This window comes from Chromatium okenii (assembly GCF_002958735.1).
GTDB lineage: Bacteria > Pseudomonadota > Gammaproteobacteria > Chromatiales > Chromatiaceae > Chromatium > Chromatium okenii_A.
In genome coordinates this window covers 63,971-80,535 of sequence record NZ_PPGH01000037.1, presented here as the reverse complement: position 1 = coordinate 80,535, position 16,565 = coordinate 63,971, and the positions used below count along the sequence as shown (strand labels likewise).

The 16,565-nt window shown below is 49.4% G+C and carries 12 protein-coding genes and 4 pseudogenes; 3 read left to right on the top strand and 13 right to left on the bottom strand.

What is annotated here, in order from left to right; all coding sequences use genetic code 11:
• Positions 1-2: 2 nt before the first annotated feature.
• From CXB77_RS12165 to clpB, 12 genes and pseudogenes are all read right to left on the bottom strand, one after another.
• Complete coding sequence (locus CXB77_RS12165; RefSeq protein WP_105074132.1) at positions 3-1,226, bottom strand: class I SAM-dependent methyltransferase; 1,224 nt, start codon at positions 1,224-1,226, stop codon at positions 3-5.
• A gap of 1 nt (position 1,227) precedes the next feature.
• A complete protein-coding gene (locus CXB77_RS12160) occupies positions 1,228-1,506 on the bottom strand; it encodes a YebG family protein (protein WP_105074131.1) in 279 nt (92 codons plus the stop codon).
• A 41-nt stretch (positions 1,507-1,547) separates the two neighbouring features.
• Positions 1,548-1,982, bottom strand: coding sequence for an inner membrane protein YiaA (yiaA, locus tag CXB77_RS12155; RefSeq protein WP_105074130.1), 435 nt, complete (start codon positions 1,980-1,982; stop codon positions 1,548-1,550).
• Positions 1,983-2,034: 52 nt separating this feature from the next.
• A complete protein-coding gene (gene cydX, locus CXB77_RS12150; RefSeq protein WP_105074129.1) occupies positions 2,035-2,160 on the bottom strand; it encodes a cytochrome bd-I oxidase subunit CydX in 126 nt (41 codons plus the stop codon).
• A gap of 71 nt (positions 2,161-2,231) precedes the next feature.
• Positions 2,232-3,372, bottom strand: a pseudogene (gene cydB / locus CXB77_RS12145) (cytochrome d ubiquinol oxidase subunit II).
• A gap of 15 nt (positions 3,373-3,387) precedes the next feature.
• A pseudogene (locus CXB77_RS12140) lies at positions 3,388-4,989 on the bottom strand (cytochrome ubiquinol oxidase subunit I).
• Positions 4,990-5,136: 147 nt separating this feature from the next.
• The gene (locus CXB77_RS23920) at positions 5,137-5,622 is read right to left on the bottom strand and encodes a hypothetical protein (protein WP_146108810.1); all 486 of its coding nucleotides are present in this window, start codon (positions 5,620-5,622) and stop codon (positions 5,137-5,139) included.
• Positions 5,535-6,611, bottom strand: a complete 1,077-nt coding sequence (locus tag CXB77_RS22040; protein WP_431520749.1) for a Gldg family protein — start codon at positions 6,609-6,611, stop codon at positions 5,535-5,537. The genes CXB77_RS23920 and CXB77_RS22040 overlap by 88 nt, the downstream gene beginning before the upstream one ends.
• A pseudogene (locus tag CXB77_RS22035) lies at positions 6,588-8,184 on the bottom strand (DUF7088 domain-containing protein); the annotation flags it as partial. The gene CXB77_RS22040 and the pseudogene CXB77_RS22035, both read right to left, overlap by 24 nt.
• The gene (locus tag CXB77_RS19785) at positions 8,177-8,347 is read right to left on the bottom strand and encodes a hypothetical protein (RefSeq protein ID WP_172452657.1); all 171 of its coding nucleotides are present in this window, start codon (positions 8,345-8,347) and stop codon (positions 8,177-8,179) included. The gene CXB77_RS19785 and the pseudogene CXB77_RS22035, both read right to left, overlap by 8 nt.
• 31 nt (positions 8,348-8,378) lie before the next feature.
• The gene (locus tag CXB77_RS12125; protein WP_105074127.1) at positions 8,379-9,236 is read right to left on the bottom strand and encodes an ABC transporter ATP-binding protein; all 858 of its coding nucleotides are present in this window, start codon (positions 9,234-9,236) and stop codon (positions 8,379-8,381) included.
• Positions 9,237-9,353: 117 nt separating this feature from the next.
• The gene (gene clpB / locus CXB77_RS12120) at positions 9,354-11,954 is read right to left on the bottom strand and encodes an ATP-dependent chaperone ClpB (RefSeq protein ID WP_105074126.1); all 2,601 of its coding nucleotides are present in this window, start codon (positions 11,952-11,954) and stop codon (positions 9,354-9,356) included.
• 329 nt (positions 11,955-12,283) lie between these two features.
• On the opposite strand from clpB, the gene CXB77_RS12110 reads away from it, so the two are divergent.
• On the top strand, positions 12,284-12,493 hold the full coding sequence (locus CXB77_RS12110; RefSeq protein ID WP_105074124.1) for a hypothetical protein: 210 nt from the start codon (positions 12,284-12,286) through the stop codon (positions 12,491-12,493).
• A 12-nt stretch (positions 12,494-12,505) separates the two neighbouring features.
• Positions 12,506-13,329: pseudogene (gene lgt / locus CXB77_RS12105) on the top strand (prolipoprotein diacylglyceryl transferase).
• A 65-nt stretch (positions 13,330-13,394) separates the two neighbouring features.
• On the opposite strand, the gene CXB77_RS12100 reads toward lgt, so the two are convergent.
• A complete protein-coding gene (locus tag CXB77_RS12100) occupies positions 13,395-13,847 on the bottom strand; it encodes an RDD family protein (protein ID WP_105074123.1) in 453 nt (150 codons plus the stop codon).
• A gap of 54 nt (positions 13,848-13,901) precedes the next feature.
• On the opposite strand from CXB77_RS12100, the gene CXB77_RS12095 reads away from it, so the two are divergent.
• A complete protein-coding gene (locus CXB77_RS12095; protein WP_242445687.1) occupies positions 13,902-16,490 on the top strand; it encodes a PAS domain-containing sensor histidine kinase in 2,589 nt (862 codons plus the stop codon).
• Positions 16,491-16,565: the final 75 nt, after the last annotated feature.

Sequence of the window (16,565 nt, the reverse complement as noted above, 5' to 3'; positions counted from 1 at the left end):
AATTAATCCGCCGAACGTCGTCCCCATACCGCATAAATTGGATCGGACAGCGCCATTTGATCGGCGTATTTATCATTTGCCGGACGCGGTAATCCGCGCACACTGAAGGTTTCCAATTCAGTAAAACCGCCCGCAGCGAGAAAATACTCCAGTATTAAACCCGGGCGCTCAAACTCGTGAATCCCTTCCCATAATTGAATAGCTTTGGTTGGAAACCAGCGATTAGAAAAACCAATTACGCAAACACCGCCGGGTTTTAATACTCGCGCCACTTCGCGTAATACCGCAATTGGTTCAATCAGATATTCAATCGACAAACTACAAATCACTGCATCAAATTGCGCGGCAGCAAATGGCAATTGCGGCATCGCGTTGAGATCGTGCACCACGCGTTCGGTTAAACGCGGATTGGCGTCCAATTCTGCCGCATTCATGCCCAGCCCCACCAATTCGGCAAGCGCCAACTCTTCCGGCAAATGTGTTTGCCAACTGCTCATTAAATCAAGCACTTGGCTGTTTGGTGCGAGCAATTGCCCATGCAGCGCCGCCAACTCATCCTGCGCCGTTTGATCGAGATGTGCAATCAAACGCGGCTGGTCATAAAACGCCAGATCGGAGCGACAATCGCGGCGCATAAACGGCATATCTGACCAAAAATCAGTCGGTTGGTCGCGCCAGCGTGTCTGCATTCCCGGACCGTTGGCGGTCAACAACGCCGCGACATCCTGACTGCGCCCGCCGCGCTGCTCGCCCTGCGCCCAAATTCCAGTGATTGTGACTTGTAAATCAAGCGGATAGCTTGCCAGCGGATGATTCAAATCGGCATAAAATTCCGCTTCCGCTGCCGCACCAGCAATCAGGCGAAACGGATGACAATCTTGGGCAAAAATTGTGGACAATTCCTGCAACATGCCGCGTGGATAAAAACGTCCATTGCGTTGCGGAATCAAGCCTTTATTGCCAAATCGCTGATTAAATTGGTGGGGTTTGAGCCGAAAATACTGGCGCGAATTCATTGGTTCCACCAATTCACCGGGCGCAAATGAATAGTGCGTTTGCTCGCCGAGCGAGCGCCCCATTAAATCGTTTTCTAATTGCGGCGGGAAAAAATCCCGCCACAAATTGAGGCGCGGCGTATTAAAACAATCACGGTGTTTCGCTATAGCACTTTCCCAGCGCAATTCGCAGCGCAATTTTGCCAGCGTCTTTTTATCCATTTGCGGCATATTAAGTGCTCTCGCTATCTGCCATCGGCGTTGAATGCGTTTCGATTGCTTTTCCTTTTAAGATACGCTCCACCGTTGACGCATTACGCGCAAGATAGATTGTTAACTCTTCCATATCTGCTTCGGATAATGTCGGCAATACGGCATCAGTGCGCAACAATTGCGCGAGCCGTTGGGCATTTTCCAACATGCGATCATAGGCGTCGGCAGCTTTTTTATCTTGAGTACGAAAGCGTTCAATGCCGTTGTTGTCTTTCACGATGTATTCAATCTCAATCATGGTTATTTTTAATAGTGAAGTGAAAAAGCGGGAATTAAGAATTAAATGCTGCCGTCTGATGAATGCGGCGGCTCTTCGGGAAATGATGCGGTATCGCGGATGTTTTTTTGCACTGCAACTGCGGCAAACAGACTAAGAATAAACGACATCGCATAAAAACCTTTTTCGCTGGTTGAAAAGGTTGCATTTGATAATCCAATCGCCAGCAGCAGAATTGCCAGCCCTAAAGAAAGCCAACACAGCCCAAAATAAATGCCAGTAACGGGAATGCCTTCCAGCCGGTCACGCACTGATTTTTGTAATGACACTGCTGCAAATAAGCCATACATCAAGAGCGTGAAGTAATAGCCTTTTTCATTAAGCAACATTGACGCATTCCATAGCCCAGCAAGATAGGTGAGCACACCAATAAATAATGCTGCCCAAGATGCACCAATAAATGCGCCAGTCGGTCGTGGAGTTAGCATGGGTTTCATTGCTTTTGCTCCGCGTCACACTGTGTTGTAGTGTGACGCTAAAGAATTGCGGTTAATGTGCCGCTTCATCGTCTTTAGAGATACCACCGGGACATTGTTCGGATTCGTACCACATGACGTTAATAATACCAAACGCAAGCGCCAGCAATACGCCCAATAACCATGCGAAATACCACATAAAAAACCCTCTAAATATCAACAAAAAATGCAGCAATGATTGATTTATTCATCGCTGCATTTAGATTGTGGTTAATACGCGAGATGATCCTGTGCTTGAATTTCTTCCACCGTGACACGCCGCCACATCATGGCGTAAGTCCAAGTGGTATAAATTAAAATCAATGGCACAAAAATCACTGCCGCCCAGAACATGACGCTCAGGGTTAAATGACTCGATACCGCATCCCATGCAATTAAACTGCTATTAGGATTGGTGCTCGACGGCATAATGAATGGAAACATCGTGGCGCCAGCGGTGAGAATAACGCCGCTTAAACCCAAACTGCTGGCAACTAACCCCAGCCGGGACGATTTGCCATTGAAGCCAAAACGCCTAATCCTAATCCAGCAAATCCGAGCAGCGGCAGCAGCATTGTTAACGGGTAATTGCTGTAATTCGCCAACCACGCATGAGCTTCCTGCACTACTTCTTTCGTCAGCGGATTTGGCGTTGCGCCCAATTCTGGCATCGAGACCACGCGGAATCCGTCAATGCCGGTCGCCAGCCAAATGCCCGCCAATGCGAACGCAGCGATGGTGGCTAAACCGACTTGTTTGGCGACACCTTTGGCGCGTTCGGCAATCGGTTCGGCAGTGCGCAGTTGCAACCAAATTGCGCCGTGCATGACCAACATGCCGAGGCTAATGAAGCCAGCGAGCAGTGCAAATGGATTGAGTAAGCCTAAAAAGCTGCCGCTGTAATACGGACGCAGGAAATCATCGAGATGAAACGGTACGCCTTGCAATAAATTGCCGAATGCAATGCCGAATACCAGCGCGGGAACTGCGCCGCCGATAAATAAGCCCCAATCCCACGCATTGCGCCAATGTTTATTAGCGATTTTGCTGCGGTAATCAAAGCCGACTGGACGGAAAAATAATCCGAATAACGCCAATAGCATGGCGAAATAAAAGCCGGAAAATGCTGCGGCATAACCAGCGGCCACGCTGCGAAAATCGCGCCGCCAGCGGTAATTAACCACACTTGATTGCCGTCCCAATGCGGACCGATGGTGTTGATGATGACGCGGCGCTCGTCGTCGGTTTTGCCCAAAAACGGCAGCAGCGTACCGACGCCCATATCCATTCCGTCGGTCACAGCGAAGCCGATAAACAGCACGCCGACCAACACCCACCACGCAAATTTCAGTGTTTCGTAATCGAGAATCATCAGAATTCCTCCGGCTTATTCGATTGGTTTCTGCGGCGCAGTGATTGGCGTCATGCCGCCTGCGTGTTCGCTGTTGTGCTCGTGGTGATAACGCCCAGTGTGCAGCGAACTCGGCCCCAACCGCGCAAACTTAATCATCAGGAACATTTCGATAATAAACAACGTGGTGTAGAAAATCAGGAAGCCGGAAATGCTGATAATCAAATCATTTGTCGTCAGGCTGGAGACCGCGATGCTGGTCGGCAGCACTTCACCAATCGCCCACGGCTGGCGTCCGAATTCCGCCACAAACCAACCCGTTTCCACTGCGATCCACGGCGCAGGAATACTCAGCAGAAATAGCCACAGCAGCCAGCGTTGCTGTTGAATCACGCGCTTGGCGTTGAAATAAAATCCCAGCACCAGCAGCAGCAACATCCACACGCCTGCGCCCACCATCACGCGAAATGCCCAGAAAATCGGCGCGACTTCAGGAATGGAATCTTTCACGCCAGTTGGATTTGCTCCTCGCTGGCTTGCGCGGGATTTTCGATGTAAGGCTTCAGCAGCAGCCCGTAGCCCAAATCCGCCTTATGTTTTGCAAATTCCGCCCGATTTTCCGGCGTATCTGCACCACCGCGCAGTTGTTCCAGATAGGAATACGCAATCATGCCGCTGCGAATCCGCACTTCATGCTCCGCCATTAATTCTTTCAAACCTTTGACTTGCGTATCCAGCGAGCGGGTGGCGATCAAACCCAGCAGCCACGGGATTTTGATCGCGTCGTGGGTTTCTTGATCGGTGTTGTTGGGATTGCCGTACACGGTAAATGCCGCTGGCGCAGGTTCGGTTTCCCATTCCGCTTCAATCGCCGCCAATTTCACCCGTTGAATGTCGCCGACCTCATAACCGGATTCATCGCCGAGCAAAATCACCGACAAAATCGACGCCATGCCAAAGCCGACGGCGACGGAAAACGAGCGTTTGGCAAAGGCGAGATCGCGCCCTTTCAACATGTACCACGCGCTGATGCCGAGCACGAACATCGACGCAGTGACATAACCGGCAGCGACGGTGTGGACGAATTTGACCTGCGCGACCGGATTTGTGACCAATTCGGCAAAGCTGGTCATTTCCATGCGCATGGTTTCAAAGCTGAATTCTGCGCCAACCGGATTTTGCATCCAGCCGTTGGCAATCAAAATCCACAGCGCGGAGAGGTTGGAGCCGAACGCCATTAAAAGTAACGCCCAGATGCTGGCGCTTGCTCAGGCGTTCCCAGCCGAGGAAAAACAAGCCGATGAAGGTCGATTCCAAAAAGAACGCCATCAAGCCTTCAATTGCCAGCGGTGCGCCAAACACGTCGCCAACATAATGGCTGTAATACGCCCAATTGGTGCCGAATTGGAATTCCATCGTTAAGCCGGTGGTGACACCGAGGGCAAAGTTAATGCCGAATAATTTGCCCCAAAACTTGACCATATCGCGGTAAATCTCGCGCCCAGTCATCACATACACGCTTTCCATGATGACCAAAATCCACGACAAACCGAGCGTCAGCGGAACAAAAAGGAAGTGATACAACGCAGTGCTGGCGAACTGCCAGCGTGAAAGTTCGATCATGGTACTGTCGAACATAAAGACCGATCTCCTGTGTGAACAAACGTCGAGAGGACAACTTGCGGCGCTTTACTATTCCACAAGATGCTGCATAACTATAGCGTCTTAGGAGTGACGCAGTTAAATACATAAACGATTGATTCAGTTGCCAATTTTTAGCGGTCATCATATTTCCCGCTGATCATTAACAAGTTTTTCAACCGACACTTCATGCAGCAGTGCGACCTGCATCCGTTCGCGCCGAACCCGCATCCACCGCGCCAGCCCATACACCAACGCCAATCCACCCAGCGCCAACAGATCATTCAACGTTTCCCACAGCATTTGCCCTTGCGGACTGAGCGGCATCAGCAACCGACTGAATTGACCGCGTCCGCGCAAACTCAACAATCCGCGATCTTCCAGCGCCCATTCCACTGCGTTCTGCATAAATTCCAATGATTTAAGATAACGGCTCTGCGTCGCTTCACTGGCCAAACTGATCGCCGTATCGCTGAGAAAACTCGCTGACCCAATCACAATCAACCGCGCAGTTGCTGGTGACATTTCCACCACACCAGAAATCACTGGCGGCGTTTTCTCCCGCGCTGTTTCATCCGCTGGCGCAGTGTCGTCATCCGCATTTCCTCCGTTGTTAAAGGATTTCCGCATTTCCCCCTTTGACAAAGGGGGGTTAGGGGGATTTCCGCAAACGGCGATTGAAACTGCCCTTCAATTGCCACCGCCAACAATTTCGGTCCGCTATCGTTACCGCGAGGAAAACCCAGCGCTCCATCCGTCTCAAAATCCGGCTGCATCTGCTCCGAATCGCTCGTCCAGGCTTCGGTCGAACTTTGCAACAACGGCATCACCGTGCGCGACGCATTCGGCGCAGCATCTACTTCCAGCGGCGATGCCCAATTCAACGTGAGTTGCTCAAGATTCGCAGTGATACCCGCGCTGGCGCTCATCAATCCATCGCCGCGCACATCGACAAAGTACGGATAATCAAGCGTTTGCACTTCCTGCACCGCAAAACCGCCGACCTCGCGCTCCACTGGAATCGGAAACGGCGTGTTGTGCGGATCAAGCACCAGCGACGGCTCCAGACGCAGTCCCAACGCACCGAACCAATGTTCCAAACCGGTTGCATGATGCGCGGCGGTAATCCCATCGCCACCGAGATCAACATTAAAACTGGAGGCAGCAATAATGACTGTGCCGCCCTGCATCAGGAATTGATCAATTGCAAATTGCTGTTTGACATCCAGATTTTCTGGCGCAATCACCATTAACAAATCTGCATCTTCTGGCACTTGACCACTGATTAAATCGGTTTCGCGCACACTGAAATGTTCTTGCAATGCCTGCTGCAATAAACTGTATTGCCCGCCGTCATTCGTATTCGCTGGCGTATACAATGCAATGGTGCGCAATACACCGGGCGTAAAGCGTTTAATTGTTGCTTCAATTGCCCGCTGCAATCCCGCTTTATCCAATGATTCCGGCAATGGAATCGGAAAGAAATCCCCCCTGCTCCCCTTTTCCAAAGGGGGGTTCACAATCTCTTCTGCCTCCTTTTGCACAGAAGAAACTGCGTCTGTCCCCCCCTTTGTAAAAGGGGGGTTAGGGGGGATTTCTTCACCAGACTGCGCCACCATATAAAAATAAAATGGCGTCGGATTTAACAAATCGACACGCAGCGGCTCAAAACCAAATTCATCTTGAATAGTTTTCGCTAATGCGCCATCGCCAGCCGCGGGTCTTGAATTTCAAATGTAAACTTACCGCAGATTGCGCTGCCAATTCACCGAGCAGCGTTTCTAAAGTTTGCCGCAATGCGGGCAAGGGTTCGGGCAATTGCGCGGCATCGGAAATAAACCCGTGAAATTGTACTGGCGCAGTGAGATTGGCGAAGACATCACCGCTGCTGCGATACGCATAAAGCACCTTTTTAATAGCGCGAGTTAAATCATATTCAGGATTGCGCAGCCGCACTTCTAAATCGGATTCTGAACGCGCTTTAATTTCAATCAAATCTTGAAAATTCAACGTTTCAAATTGATCGCCGTATTTCACTAACAAATCGAAATAAGAATTCACCACTGCGGCTTGATATTTGGTTTCTGTTTGAAATGCCACCGGATGAATTCCGTATTGCTCACCAGCTTCGCGTTCTAATTCCGGTGACTGCTGCGGATCAATGATTTCAACGCGCACTTGCCCATTTCCAGCCACTGCAAATTCTGCTAATAAATCGCGCAATTGTGGCACAAGCGGCGCTAATAACGGATGCGTTTGGGCGCTGAAATAACCACGAATGAGCAGCGGTTCCTGCAATTGATTTAAATAATTGCGTGTGGTTTCCGAAAGGCGATACAACTGCCCTTGTGTGAGATCAACTCGCGCTGTGTTAATCGGTTGCAGCCACAGATTCACGGCGAGCAGATTGACAATTGACAGTATTATCATCAGCGACCACCGACGATGCTGGCGTGTATTGATTGGCGCATTCGCCCAGCGCAGCCGTTCTAAACTATCAACCGTTAACATTAAAAAAATAGTCGTTAAACTGAGGTAATAGATCAAATCGCGCAGGTCAATAACGCCGCGTGTAATCGACGCAAACCGCGCTCCGCTGCCGAGCAATCGCAGCAATTCGCCGCCGTTATGTCCAAATAATGCGGTTATTGTTGGCGAGCCAATGAGATAAAACAGACTACAAATTAAAGTGCTGCCAATTAATGCGATGATTGAATTGTCGGTGCGAGCAGAAATAAATAAGCCTATTGCTAAATAGGTCGCTGCCAGTAATAGCGTTGCTAAATACGCGCCAATTACGGGTCCCCAATCGAGTGAACCGATGAGCGCGACGGTAATTGGCAGTGGTAAAGTTAATGCCAGCGCCACTTTCACTAATCCGAATGCGGCGAAAAATTTGCCCAAGACTAATTTAGTTGTTGAGACCGGCAGCGTGAGTAATGTTTCTAGCGTTCCAGCGCGGCGTTCTTCACTCCATAAGCGCATCGTTAATGCGGCACATAGGAAAATAAGCAGAATTGGCATCCATTCAAATAATGGGCGCACATCGGCAAGATTGCGGGCGAAAAATGCTTCCACCCAAAAGAATACAAACAGCGATACCGCGAGAAATGTACCAATAAATAAATAAGCAACTGGTGATCCGAAAAAAGCTGCCAATTCGCGGCGCGTCACCCGAATGATTTCAAACATGATTCTTCTCCGCTATTTCGAGCGTCACTGCGCCGAATAGCGCCTCTAAATTATGGCGTTCTGGGGTCAATTCATATAGCGCCCAACCACGTTGCCCAATTGCCGCAGCGATTGCTGGCGCAACGGTGCGGGGGTCGGCAGCGGTCAAGGCGAAACGGTGCAAATCAATCCTGCAAGCCCCGTTTGAAATCTCTTCAACCCCCTTGTTTTGATAAATCCCCCAACCCCCCTTTTACAAAGGGGGGCTTCTTCCCCCCCTTTAGCAAAGGGGGCTGGGGGGATTTGTTCTCAAAGGGAATTTTCAACTCAATCACGGCATCAACGCCCGCAATTTCAGATAGTAGCGGCGCAACTTCGCCCAGCGGTCGATCAAGGGTGACAATCAGCCGCGACTCGCCAATCGCGTTGAGCGGACTATCCAGCGCCAGTCGTCCGTGGCGCAAAATCAACACTCGCTCGCATACCGCTTCGACTTCCTGCAACACATGCGTCGAAATCAGCAGCGTCGCCTCGGCGGAAAGTTCGCGCACCAGCGCCCGCATGTGCTGAATTTGTGCCGGATCAAGCCCGTTGGTCGGCTCGTCGAGAATCAAAATGCTCGGCGCGTGAAGAATGGCGGCCGCCACGCCAACGCGCTGCCGATACCCGCGAGATAGTGTGCCAATCGTCGCAGTGACTTTTGCGCCCAATTCAGTGCGTTCTATTGCTTGACGAATAGCGCTGGCACGATGCGGTGGCATGAGACCGTGCAACGCAGCTTGATAATCCAAATAATCCAATACCGTCATATCAGGATAAAGTGGACAGTTTTCCGGCAAATAACCGATATGACGCTGAATAGCACGACGATTCTGATTGATGTCTAAACCGTGAATACGAATGCTGCCGGCACTGGGTTCTAAATAGCCCGTGAGCATTTTCATCATGGTGGTTTTACCCGCGCCATTATGACCGAGTAAACCGACAATTTCACCGTGATTAATATCGAATGAAACCGCATCAACTGCGGTTAGCGTGTCGTAACTGCGACTGAGCGCACGAACTTCAATCATTAGAACTGCTCTCTATTAAAAAATCGGTTTTGACGCAGCGATGAATTACCAAATAACGGTTAATTTCTATTGATGTCGCTGCAACACTGCAACGACATCACTGCACATCATATCCTGTTAATTGATCAATTCACCTTGCAGCACCCGATTAAACACCAGTTGCCCGTCTTGTGCGCTGATTTCAATTCGATCATTCGGTGCAAATTTACCGGATAAAATCTCCTGCGCCAGCGGATTTTCCAATTGCGCTCGAATTGCCCGTTTCAATGGACGTGCGCCATAAACTGGATCAAATCCTGCTGCGCCTAGATGATCAAGTGCTGCATCGTTAAGCGTGAGATGCAGATCGCGTTCTGCCAATCGCTGTTGCAGAAATGCGATTTGAATCTGCGCAATGGCGCGAATTTGCGCTGCTTGCAACGAATGAAAAACGACGATTTCATCCAGCCGATTGATGAATTCAGGGCGAAATGCGTGGCGCACTTCATCCATCACTGCCTCTTTCATAGCCGAGTAATTCGCTTCACCACTCTGCTGTTGAATAATGCTAGAGCCAAGATTGGAAGTCATTACAATCACTGCGTTACGGAAATCAACGGTGCGTCCCTGTCCGTCAGTTAAGCGCCCATCATCAAGCACTTGCAATAGGATATTGAACACATCGGGATGTGCTTTTTCGACCTCATCCAACAGAATTAAACTGTAGGGTCGCCGCCGAATCGCTTCGGTTAAATAACCGCCTTCTTCATAGCCGACATAACCGGGCGGCGCACCAATTAAACGAGCGACGGAATGCCGTTCCATGAACTCCGACATATCAATTCGCACCATTGCTTCATCGGTATCAAATAAAAATGCGGCCAATGCTTTGCACAATTCGGTTTTACCAACACCAGTCGGACCTAAAAACAGGAATGAACCAATAGGACGCGCTGGATCAGATAATCCCGCTCTTGAACGGCGGACTGCATCGCTTACTGCGCGTACTGCTTCCGTTTGTCCAACGACGCGTTGCTCGATTTCTGTTTCCATGCGCAGCAATTTATCGCGTTCACCTTCTAACATCCGTGAGACCGGAATACCTGTCCATTTCGAGACAATCTCGGCGATTTCTTCCTCGGTAACGCGAGTGCGTAATAACCGATGTTCGCTCTGCGTGAGTGTATTCGCTGCGGTTAATTGCTTTTCCAATTCAGGAATACGTCCGTATTGCAATTCCGACATCCGCGTCCAATCGCCAGCGCGTCGCGCAGTTTCCATTTCCAAGCGCACTCGATCCAATGCTTCTTTAATATGCGCAGTGCCTTGACTGGCTGCCTTCTCTGCTTTCCAAATCTCATTCAGATCGGCGAATTCATGCTCCAACCGTTCAATTTGATCTTTCAAATCAGCTAGCCGTTTACGCGAAGCATCATCTTTTTCTTTCTTCACTGCCTCGCGCTCAATTTTGAGCTGAATTAAACGCCGATCAAGCCGATCCATTTCCTCCGGCATAGAATCAATTTCCATGCGAATTTGCGCAGCCGCTTCATCAATCAAGTCAATGGCTTTATCGGGCAATTGCCGATCCGCAATATAACGATGCGAAAGTGTGGCGGCAGCAACAATTGCGGGATCGGTAATTTCCACCGCGTGATGCACTTCATAACGCTCTTTTAATCCACGCAAAATGGCAATGGTGTCTTCAACATTTGGTGCATCCACCAATACCTTTTGGAATCGCCGTTCTAATGCCGCGTCTTTTTCGACGTATTTGCGGTATTCATCCAATGTGGTTGCGCCGACACAATGCAATTCGCCTCGCGCCAGCGCTGGTTTCAACATGTTGCCAGCATCCATCGCGCCCTCGGCTTTACCTGCGCCGACCATCGTGTGCAATTCATCAATGAAAAGAATGACTTGTCCTTCTTGACGAGCGATGTCATTGAGCACCGCTTTAAGCCGTTCCTCAAACTCGCCGCGAAACTTTGCGCCTGCAATCAGCGCCGCCATATCGAGCGATAACAGGCGCTTAGTTTTGAGACCTTCCGGCACTTCGCCGTTAATAATGCGTTGCGCCAAACCCTCAACGATGGCGCTTTTGCCGACTCCGGGCAGACCAATTAACACCGGATTATTTTTGGTGCGGCGCTGCAACACTTGGATTGTGCGGCGAATTTCGTCATCACGTCCGATCACCGGATCAAGTTTGCCCTGCTCGGCGCGTTCGGTCAGATCAATGGTGTATTTTTGCAACGCCTGTCGTTGATCCTCCGCATTGGGATCATTGACTGCCTGTTGCCCGCCGCGCACTTCCGCAATTGCTTTTTCCAATGCCGCTTTATTCGCACCAGCTTCACGCAATGCCGTGCCCAATACACCTTTATCATCCAGTGCTGCGAGTACAAACAATTCCGATGAAATGTATTGATCATTACGTTGCTGCGCGAGTTTATCGGTGAGATTCAGCAGGCGATTCAAATCGTTACTGAGATGAACATCGCCGCCAGCGCCCTGCACCGTTGCCAGTCGTTCCAATGCTGCACCGAGCGTTGAACGCAGTCGATTGGCATTGACATCAGCGCGAGTTAATAAATGACGAATGCTGCCGCCCTCTTGATCGAGCAGAGCAATCATTAAATGCGCTGGCTCAATGAATTGATGGTCGCGTCCCAACGCCAAACTCTGCGCATCGGCGAGTGCCATTTGCAATTTCGCGGTTAACTTATCCTGTCTCATGTCGTTAACTCTATTAGTTTCCGAAGATTGGCGTTCATTTGGGGAACGCTGATGGGGGAATCAAGCGATGCAAACGCAGTTTTCTGCGCCAGCCTGCGCCAACGATTCCGTTATCATGCGCCTACTCATCGACCGGATTTCTGAACCGCATGTTGACCGTTTTGGCACAATTAAGTTGCGATCAGAGCAACATGTCGCAGAAATAAATAATCTCTTGCTATTTTGCCAATGTGCTAGATTTAAGGTGTCAATCACGGAAATTTTGCAACAGAAAAGTTGTTTGTTGTTGCCCCATCGCAACATTTAACCCCGTCAGCCGGAGAACTTCGATGAGTACCAAACAATCGCAAGCCATTTGGGAGCTGTGTCGCCAAGGATTTCAACGCACTGCGGATGAAGCAGCTCGCTGCTGGCACAGTGGTCAACGTTTTCAAGCGCATGATGTACATGTTGCGCATTCGCTAAAAGACCTGATCGATCAATGCAACTGGGAAATTGAAAAAATGCCCAGCAACCTGTTAATTTCACGAGATTTTTAAGCATTATTTGCCATGTTGACCTATCCTGATCTTGATCCCGTTGTCGTTGCCGTCGGTCCATTAAAGGTGCACTGGTACGGCTTAATGTATCTTTTTGGCTTCAGTGTGGCATGGATGCTCGCCCGCTGGCGCGGTACTCGCGCCGGCTGGTCGAGCGATCAAGTCGATGACCTGATTTTTTACGGCGTGATTGGCACCATCATCGGTGGACGAGTGGGCTACATGCTGTTTTATGGTTTTAACCAGATTCTCGATAACCCGCTGAATCTCTTCAGAGTTTGGGAAGGCGGGATGTCTTTTCACGGTGGGCTGATTGGCGTGTTGCTGGCGATTTGGTTTTTCGCCCACCGCCAGCGGTTGCACTTTTTTCAAGTCGCTGATTTTGTTGCGCCATTAGTTCCACCCGGGTTATTCGCTGGGCGTTTAGGGAATTTTATCAACGGCGAGCTGTGGGGACAACGTACTGATTTACCTTGGGGAATGCGCCTACCGTGCGCACAATTTCCAATGCAATGCGCCGATCAACCACCAGCCACATTGTGGAGTCCGCCAGTGCATCCGTCGCAATTGTATGAAGCTGCGTTGGAAGGTCTCGTGCTGCTGCTCATACTGTGGCTGTTTTCCAACAAGCCGCGTCCAATGATGGCAGTTTCTGGCGTGTTTTTAGTCGGTTACGGCAGTTTTCGGTTTGTGGTGGAATTTATACGGTTGCCGGATGTGCAGATCGGTTATCTGGCATTCAATTGGCTGACGATGGGCAATTGCTCACGTTGCCGATGATTTTAAGCGGGGCGCTGTTGCTGGCGCTGGCGTATCGTCGCCGCGCAATATCCTGATTTTACTGCATTTAAGCTGCGGCGGTGCGCAATACACCGCCGTCATACTGTCAATAATTTTGCCTTTACTGCTTTTGCAACATTACCAACCGCGTCCGCGATTTGCGGTCGTGCCACGCCAGACCGTCACGGTCAAACCAACTCCACCACAGCCCTAATCCTGCCGGTAATAGGCTGAGAATCGCCCAATCAAACCGCGCCAGCGCACTGCCAAAACGCAGATTGCCGCCGTCTTCTCGCACCACACGAAACCGCCACGCCCGCATTCCCAACGTCTGACCGCCTCGCGTCCAAAAGTAGACGTAGAATGCTGCGATAACAGTAATGAGATACAGCCGCATCAATGCCAACGGCAAGGTTGCCTCATAAATCTTTTCATGCGTGATGACTTCATAGGGAATGGAGACCAGCCCAGTCGCTAACATCAGAATGCCGAGCAACAGGATGCTGTCGTAAAGCATGGCACCAAGACGACGGAAAATAGAGGGTTGTTTTGCAAGTGTAATATCGAATTGCATAGTGATAATAACCAATCAGTGAATGACAAATGATCGCTTCTACTGGAAGCCGTGATGTTCAAACGAATCAGTATTAAACCACTTTTATTCCGCCTGTTGCGACGGTTGCCAATGCCGTGGATTGCCATTCTGGTCGGACTGCTGGCAGGGCTGGCGGTGTGGAGCATTCTCGATCACATCCAGAGTTTTCAGGTCGATAAAATCTTTCGACAGGAGTTGCAAGTACAACTTGATCTGCGGGCGCGAGAAAGTTTGATTCGTTTTGATCGTTATCTTTCCGGTTATAGCGCATTGACCCAATTGCTCGCCAATCATCGTCGGTTATCGGATTATCTCGAAACCGCAGTGATCACCGATGAACCCCGACGGTATATCAATTCACCGCCGCCGTGGTTGCCCAATCTATTGATGCGCACTGCGCTTGAATTACCTAGCCAGATTTTGCTTACTAATTTATCGGGAAAAGTGCAGGAAATTTTCCAAACCAATTCCACGCCAGCGCCAACTGAAATTGCTCATCAAGTGGCCGCTTATCTACTGAATCAACACGATTCCAGAGCAATTATCGAACGCATTGCCAATCATTTTTATCTCATTACCAGCGCCACTATTGAACATTTGAATGGGCATCATCTCGGTTATTTAGTAATGCTTGTACCGATTGATGACTTATTTTTAGCAGCATCGCAGCACGGACTTAATGTAGAACGCGCCGCAGTCGCATTGGTTGATGTGATTGATCGACGACTAATTGCCAGTGTTGATGCTACAGCCTTACCACCGGGCAGCCAATTAGAAGATTGGGATGCAACTTACGTTATTACTACACAATCTTTAGACGAATACGCTGGGCAAAATTCGCACCCCTTATTTGCAACCTTTGTTCCGCACAGCGCAGTAGAAAAAATGTCGCGGCATGTGCGCATTTTTGAACGGCGACAACGTTTCATTGCGGCGTTGGTATTCGTCATTGTATTTACTGCGGTAATTTATTTAGTATCAGCGCGATTAAATAAAGTTTTGAAACGAATGACTCGTTTTTCACAACGAGCACTAGGGATTGCCGAACCGGGATTTGATCGTGACGGCAATCAATTGCTGTTATTGGAAGATTGGATTCGTCATTTCACGCAATTGGTATTGATTGCCCGCGAAGAAATGAACCGTAAACATCAGGCAGCAATGCGCGAAAGTGAAGCACTCAAAGCCGCAATGATGGAAGCGTCACTCGATGCAATTGTCACGCTGGATCGTGATGGACAGGTAATTGAATTTAATCGTGCTGCCGAACGGCTATTTAGTGTAACGCGGCAAGAAGCATTAAACGCTTCATTTGCAGAACGGTTTTTGCCGAGTGTCGCTCGCGCTGCATTCAAACGGCTATTAGATCGCTCGCGTCATTTACATCGCCAGCCGCAGGAACGCTGCGAATTGCTGGCATTATTGCCCGATAATGTTGAGCGACCAGTGGAAATCTCTATTGCGTTAATCGGATTGGATGATGAGCGGTTTTATACGCTTTATATTCATGATATTTCTAGTCGCAAACAAGCCGAACAAGAAATTAAAAGTCTGGCACGCTTTGCCAGCGAAAGCCCAAATCCAATTATGCGCGTGACAGCAGAAGGGCTAATTGTATACGCCAATAATGCCAGTCGCCCACTATTGCTGGCATGGCAAGCTGTTGATTATGATGCGCATTTGCCTGAAGAATGGCGCGAAGTTGTGATCTTGGCGCTGGGCGCTGGGCAACCGCTGGAGCGCGAATTTGAGGTTGCTGGGCAATTATATTCATTATTATTTGCACCAATCCGCGATCTCGGTTATGTCAATTTATATGCCCGCGACATTACTGCTGTGCGCCGCGCCGAGCAGGAATCGCGTCAGCATCAAGCTGAATTGGTTCACGTTTGTCGTTTGAGTACACTTGGCGAAGTGGCGACTGGAATGGCGCATGAACTTAATCAACCGCTATCCGCAATTGTGAATTACGCTAATGGTTGTACCCGTCGTTTACAAGGCGGTTCTGGTCAAGTGGAAGAATTAGTTGGCGCAATGAATCAAATCACTGCGCAAGCACAACGCGCCAGTGAAATCATTCGTCGCTTACGGGCATTGGTAGGGAAACAACCACCGAGTCGATCATTAGTTGATTTGAATCAACTTGTGCGCGAAGTAAGGACGTTTTTAGAATTCGATACCAATCGTTTAGGAATTGACATTGACCTAGATTTATTGGTGGTTAATACCATTCCGGTGCGCGTGGATTTAGTACAAATTGAACAGGTATTGCTCAATTTAGTCAGTAATGCGCTGGATGCGTTAGAAGAGCGACATGAAGAACAACGACAATTGTGTATTCGGACAGGAATGCGGGATGGTCTGGCTTGGGTGGTCGTTGAAGATACGGGATTTGGTATTGCACCTGAGCGGCTGGGTGAATTATTTAATCCCTTTGTAACAACCAAAGATACTGGAATGGGTATGGGATTAGCAATTAGCCAAACCATTATTGATAATCACGAGGGTAAAATTTGGGCAGAATCTGAATTAGGACGTGGTGCGGCATTTTATGTCACCTTGCCGCTGGCAATAATTAAACCGGCAACGACTGAATTATCTGACAGCGATACATGTGAATAAATGCTTGCACACAAACAAACAGCATTGCGCTTGCATGTGTCTTAAAAAACAGCGTTTATAGATCATCATGCTATT

Excerpts from the sequence above, each read along its gene's own strand:
- CXB77_RS22040 (WP_431520749.1), bottom strand. The coding sequence starts at position 6,611 with ATGGTGGCGCAGTCTGGTGAAGAAATCCCCCCTAACCCCCCTTTTACA.
- CXB77_RS12095 (WP_242445687.1), top strand. The coding sequence starts at position 13,902 with ATGTTCAAACGAATCAGTATTAAACCACTTTTATTCCGCCTGTTGCGA.
- CXB77_RS12165 (WP_105074132.1), bottom strand. The coding sequence starts at position 1,226 with ATGCCGCAAATGGATAAAAAGACGCTGGCAAAATTGCGCTGCGAATTG.
- cydX (WP_105074129.1), bottom strand. The coding sequence starts at position 2,160 with ATGTGGTATTTCGCATGGTTATTGGGCGTATTGCTGGCGCTTGCGTTT.
- CXB77_RS12100 (WP_105074123.1), bottom strand. The coding sequence starts at position 13,847 with ATGCAATTCGATATTACACTTGCAAAACAACCCTCTATTTTCCGTCGT.
- CXB77_RS23920 (WP_146108810.1), bottom strand. The coding sequence starts at position 5,622 with ATGCGGAAATCCTTTAACAACGGAGGAAATGCGGATGACGACACTGCG.
- CXB77_RS12160 (WP_105074131.1), bottom strand. The coding sequence starts at position 1,506 with ATGATTGAGATTGAATACATCGTGAAAGACAACAACGGCATTGAACGC.
- CXB77_RS12125 (WP_105074127.1), bottom strand. The coding sequence starts at position 9,236 with ATGATTGAAGTTCGTGCGCTCAGTCGCAGTTACGACACGCTAACCGCA.
- clpB (WP_105074126.1), bottom strand. The coding sequence starts at position 11,954 with ATGAGACAGGATAAGTTAACCGCGAAATTGCAAATGGCACTCGCCGAT.
- yiaA (WP_105074130.1), bottom strand. The coding sequence starts at position 1,982 with ATGAAACCCATGCTAACTCCACGACCGACTGGCGCATTTATTGGTGCA.
- CXB77_RS12110 (WP_105074124.1), top strand. The coding sequence starts at position 12,284 with ATGAGTACCAAACAATCGCAAGCCATTTGGGAGCTGTGTCGCCAAGGA.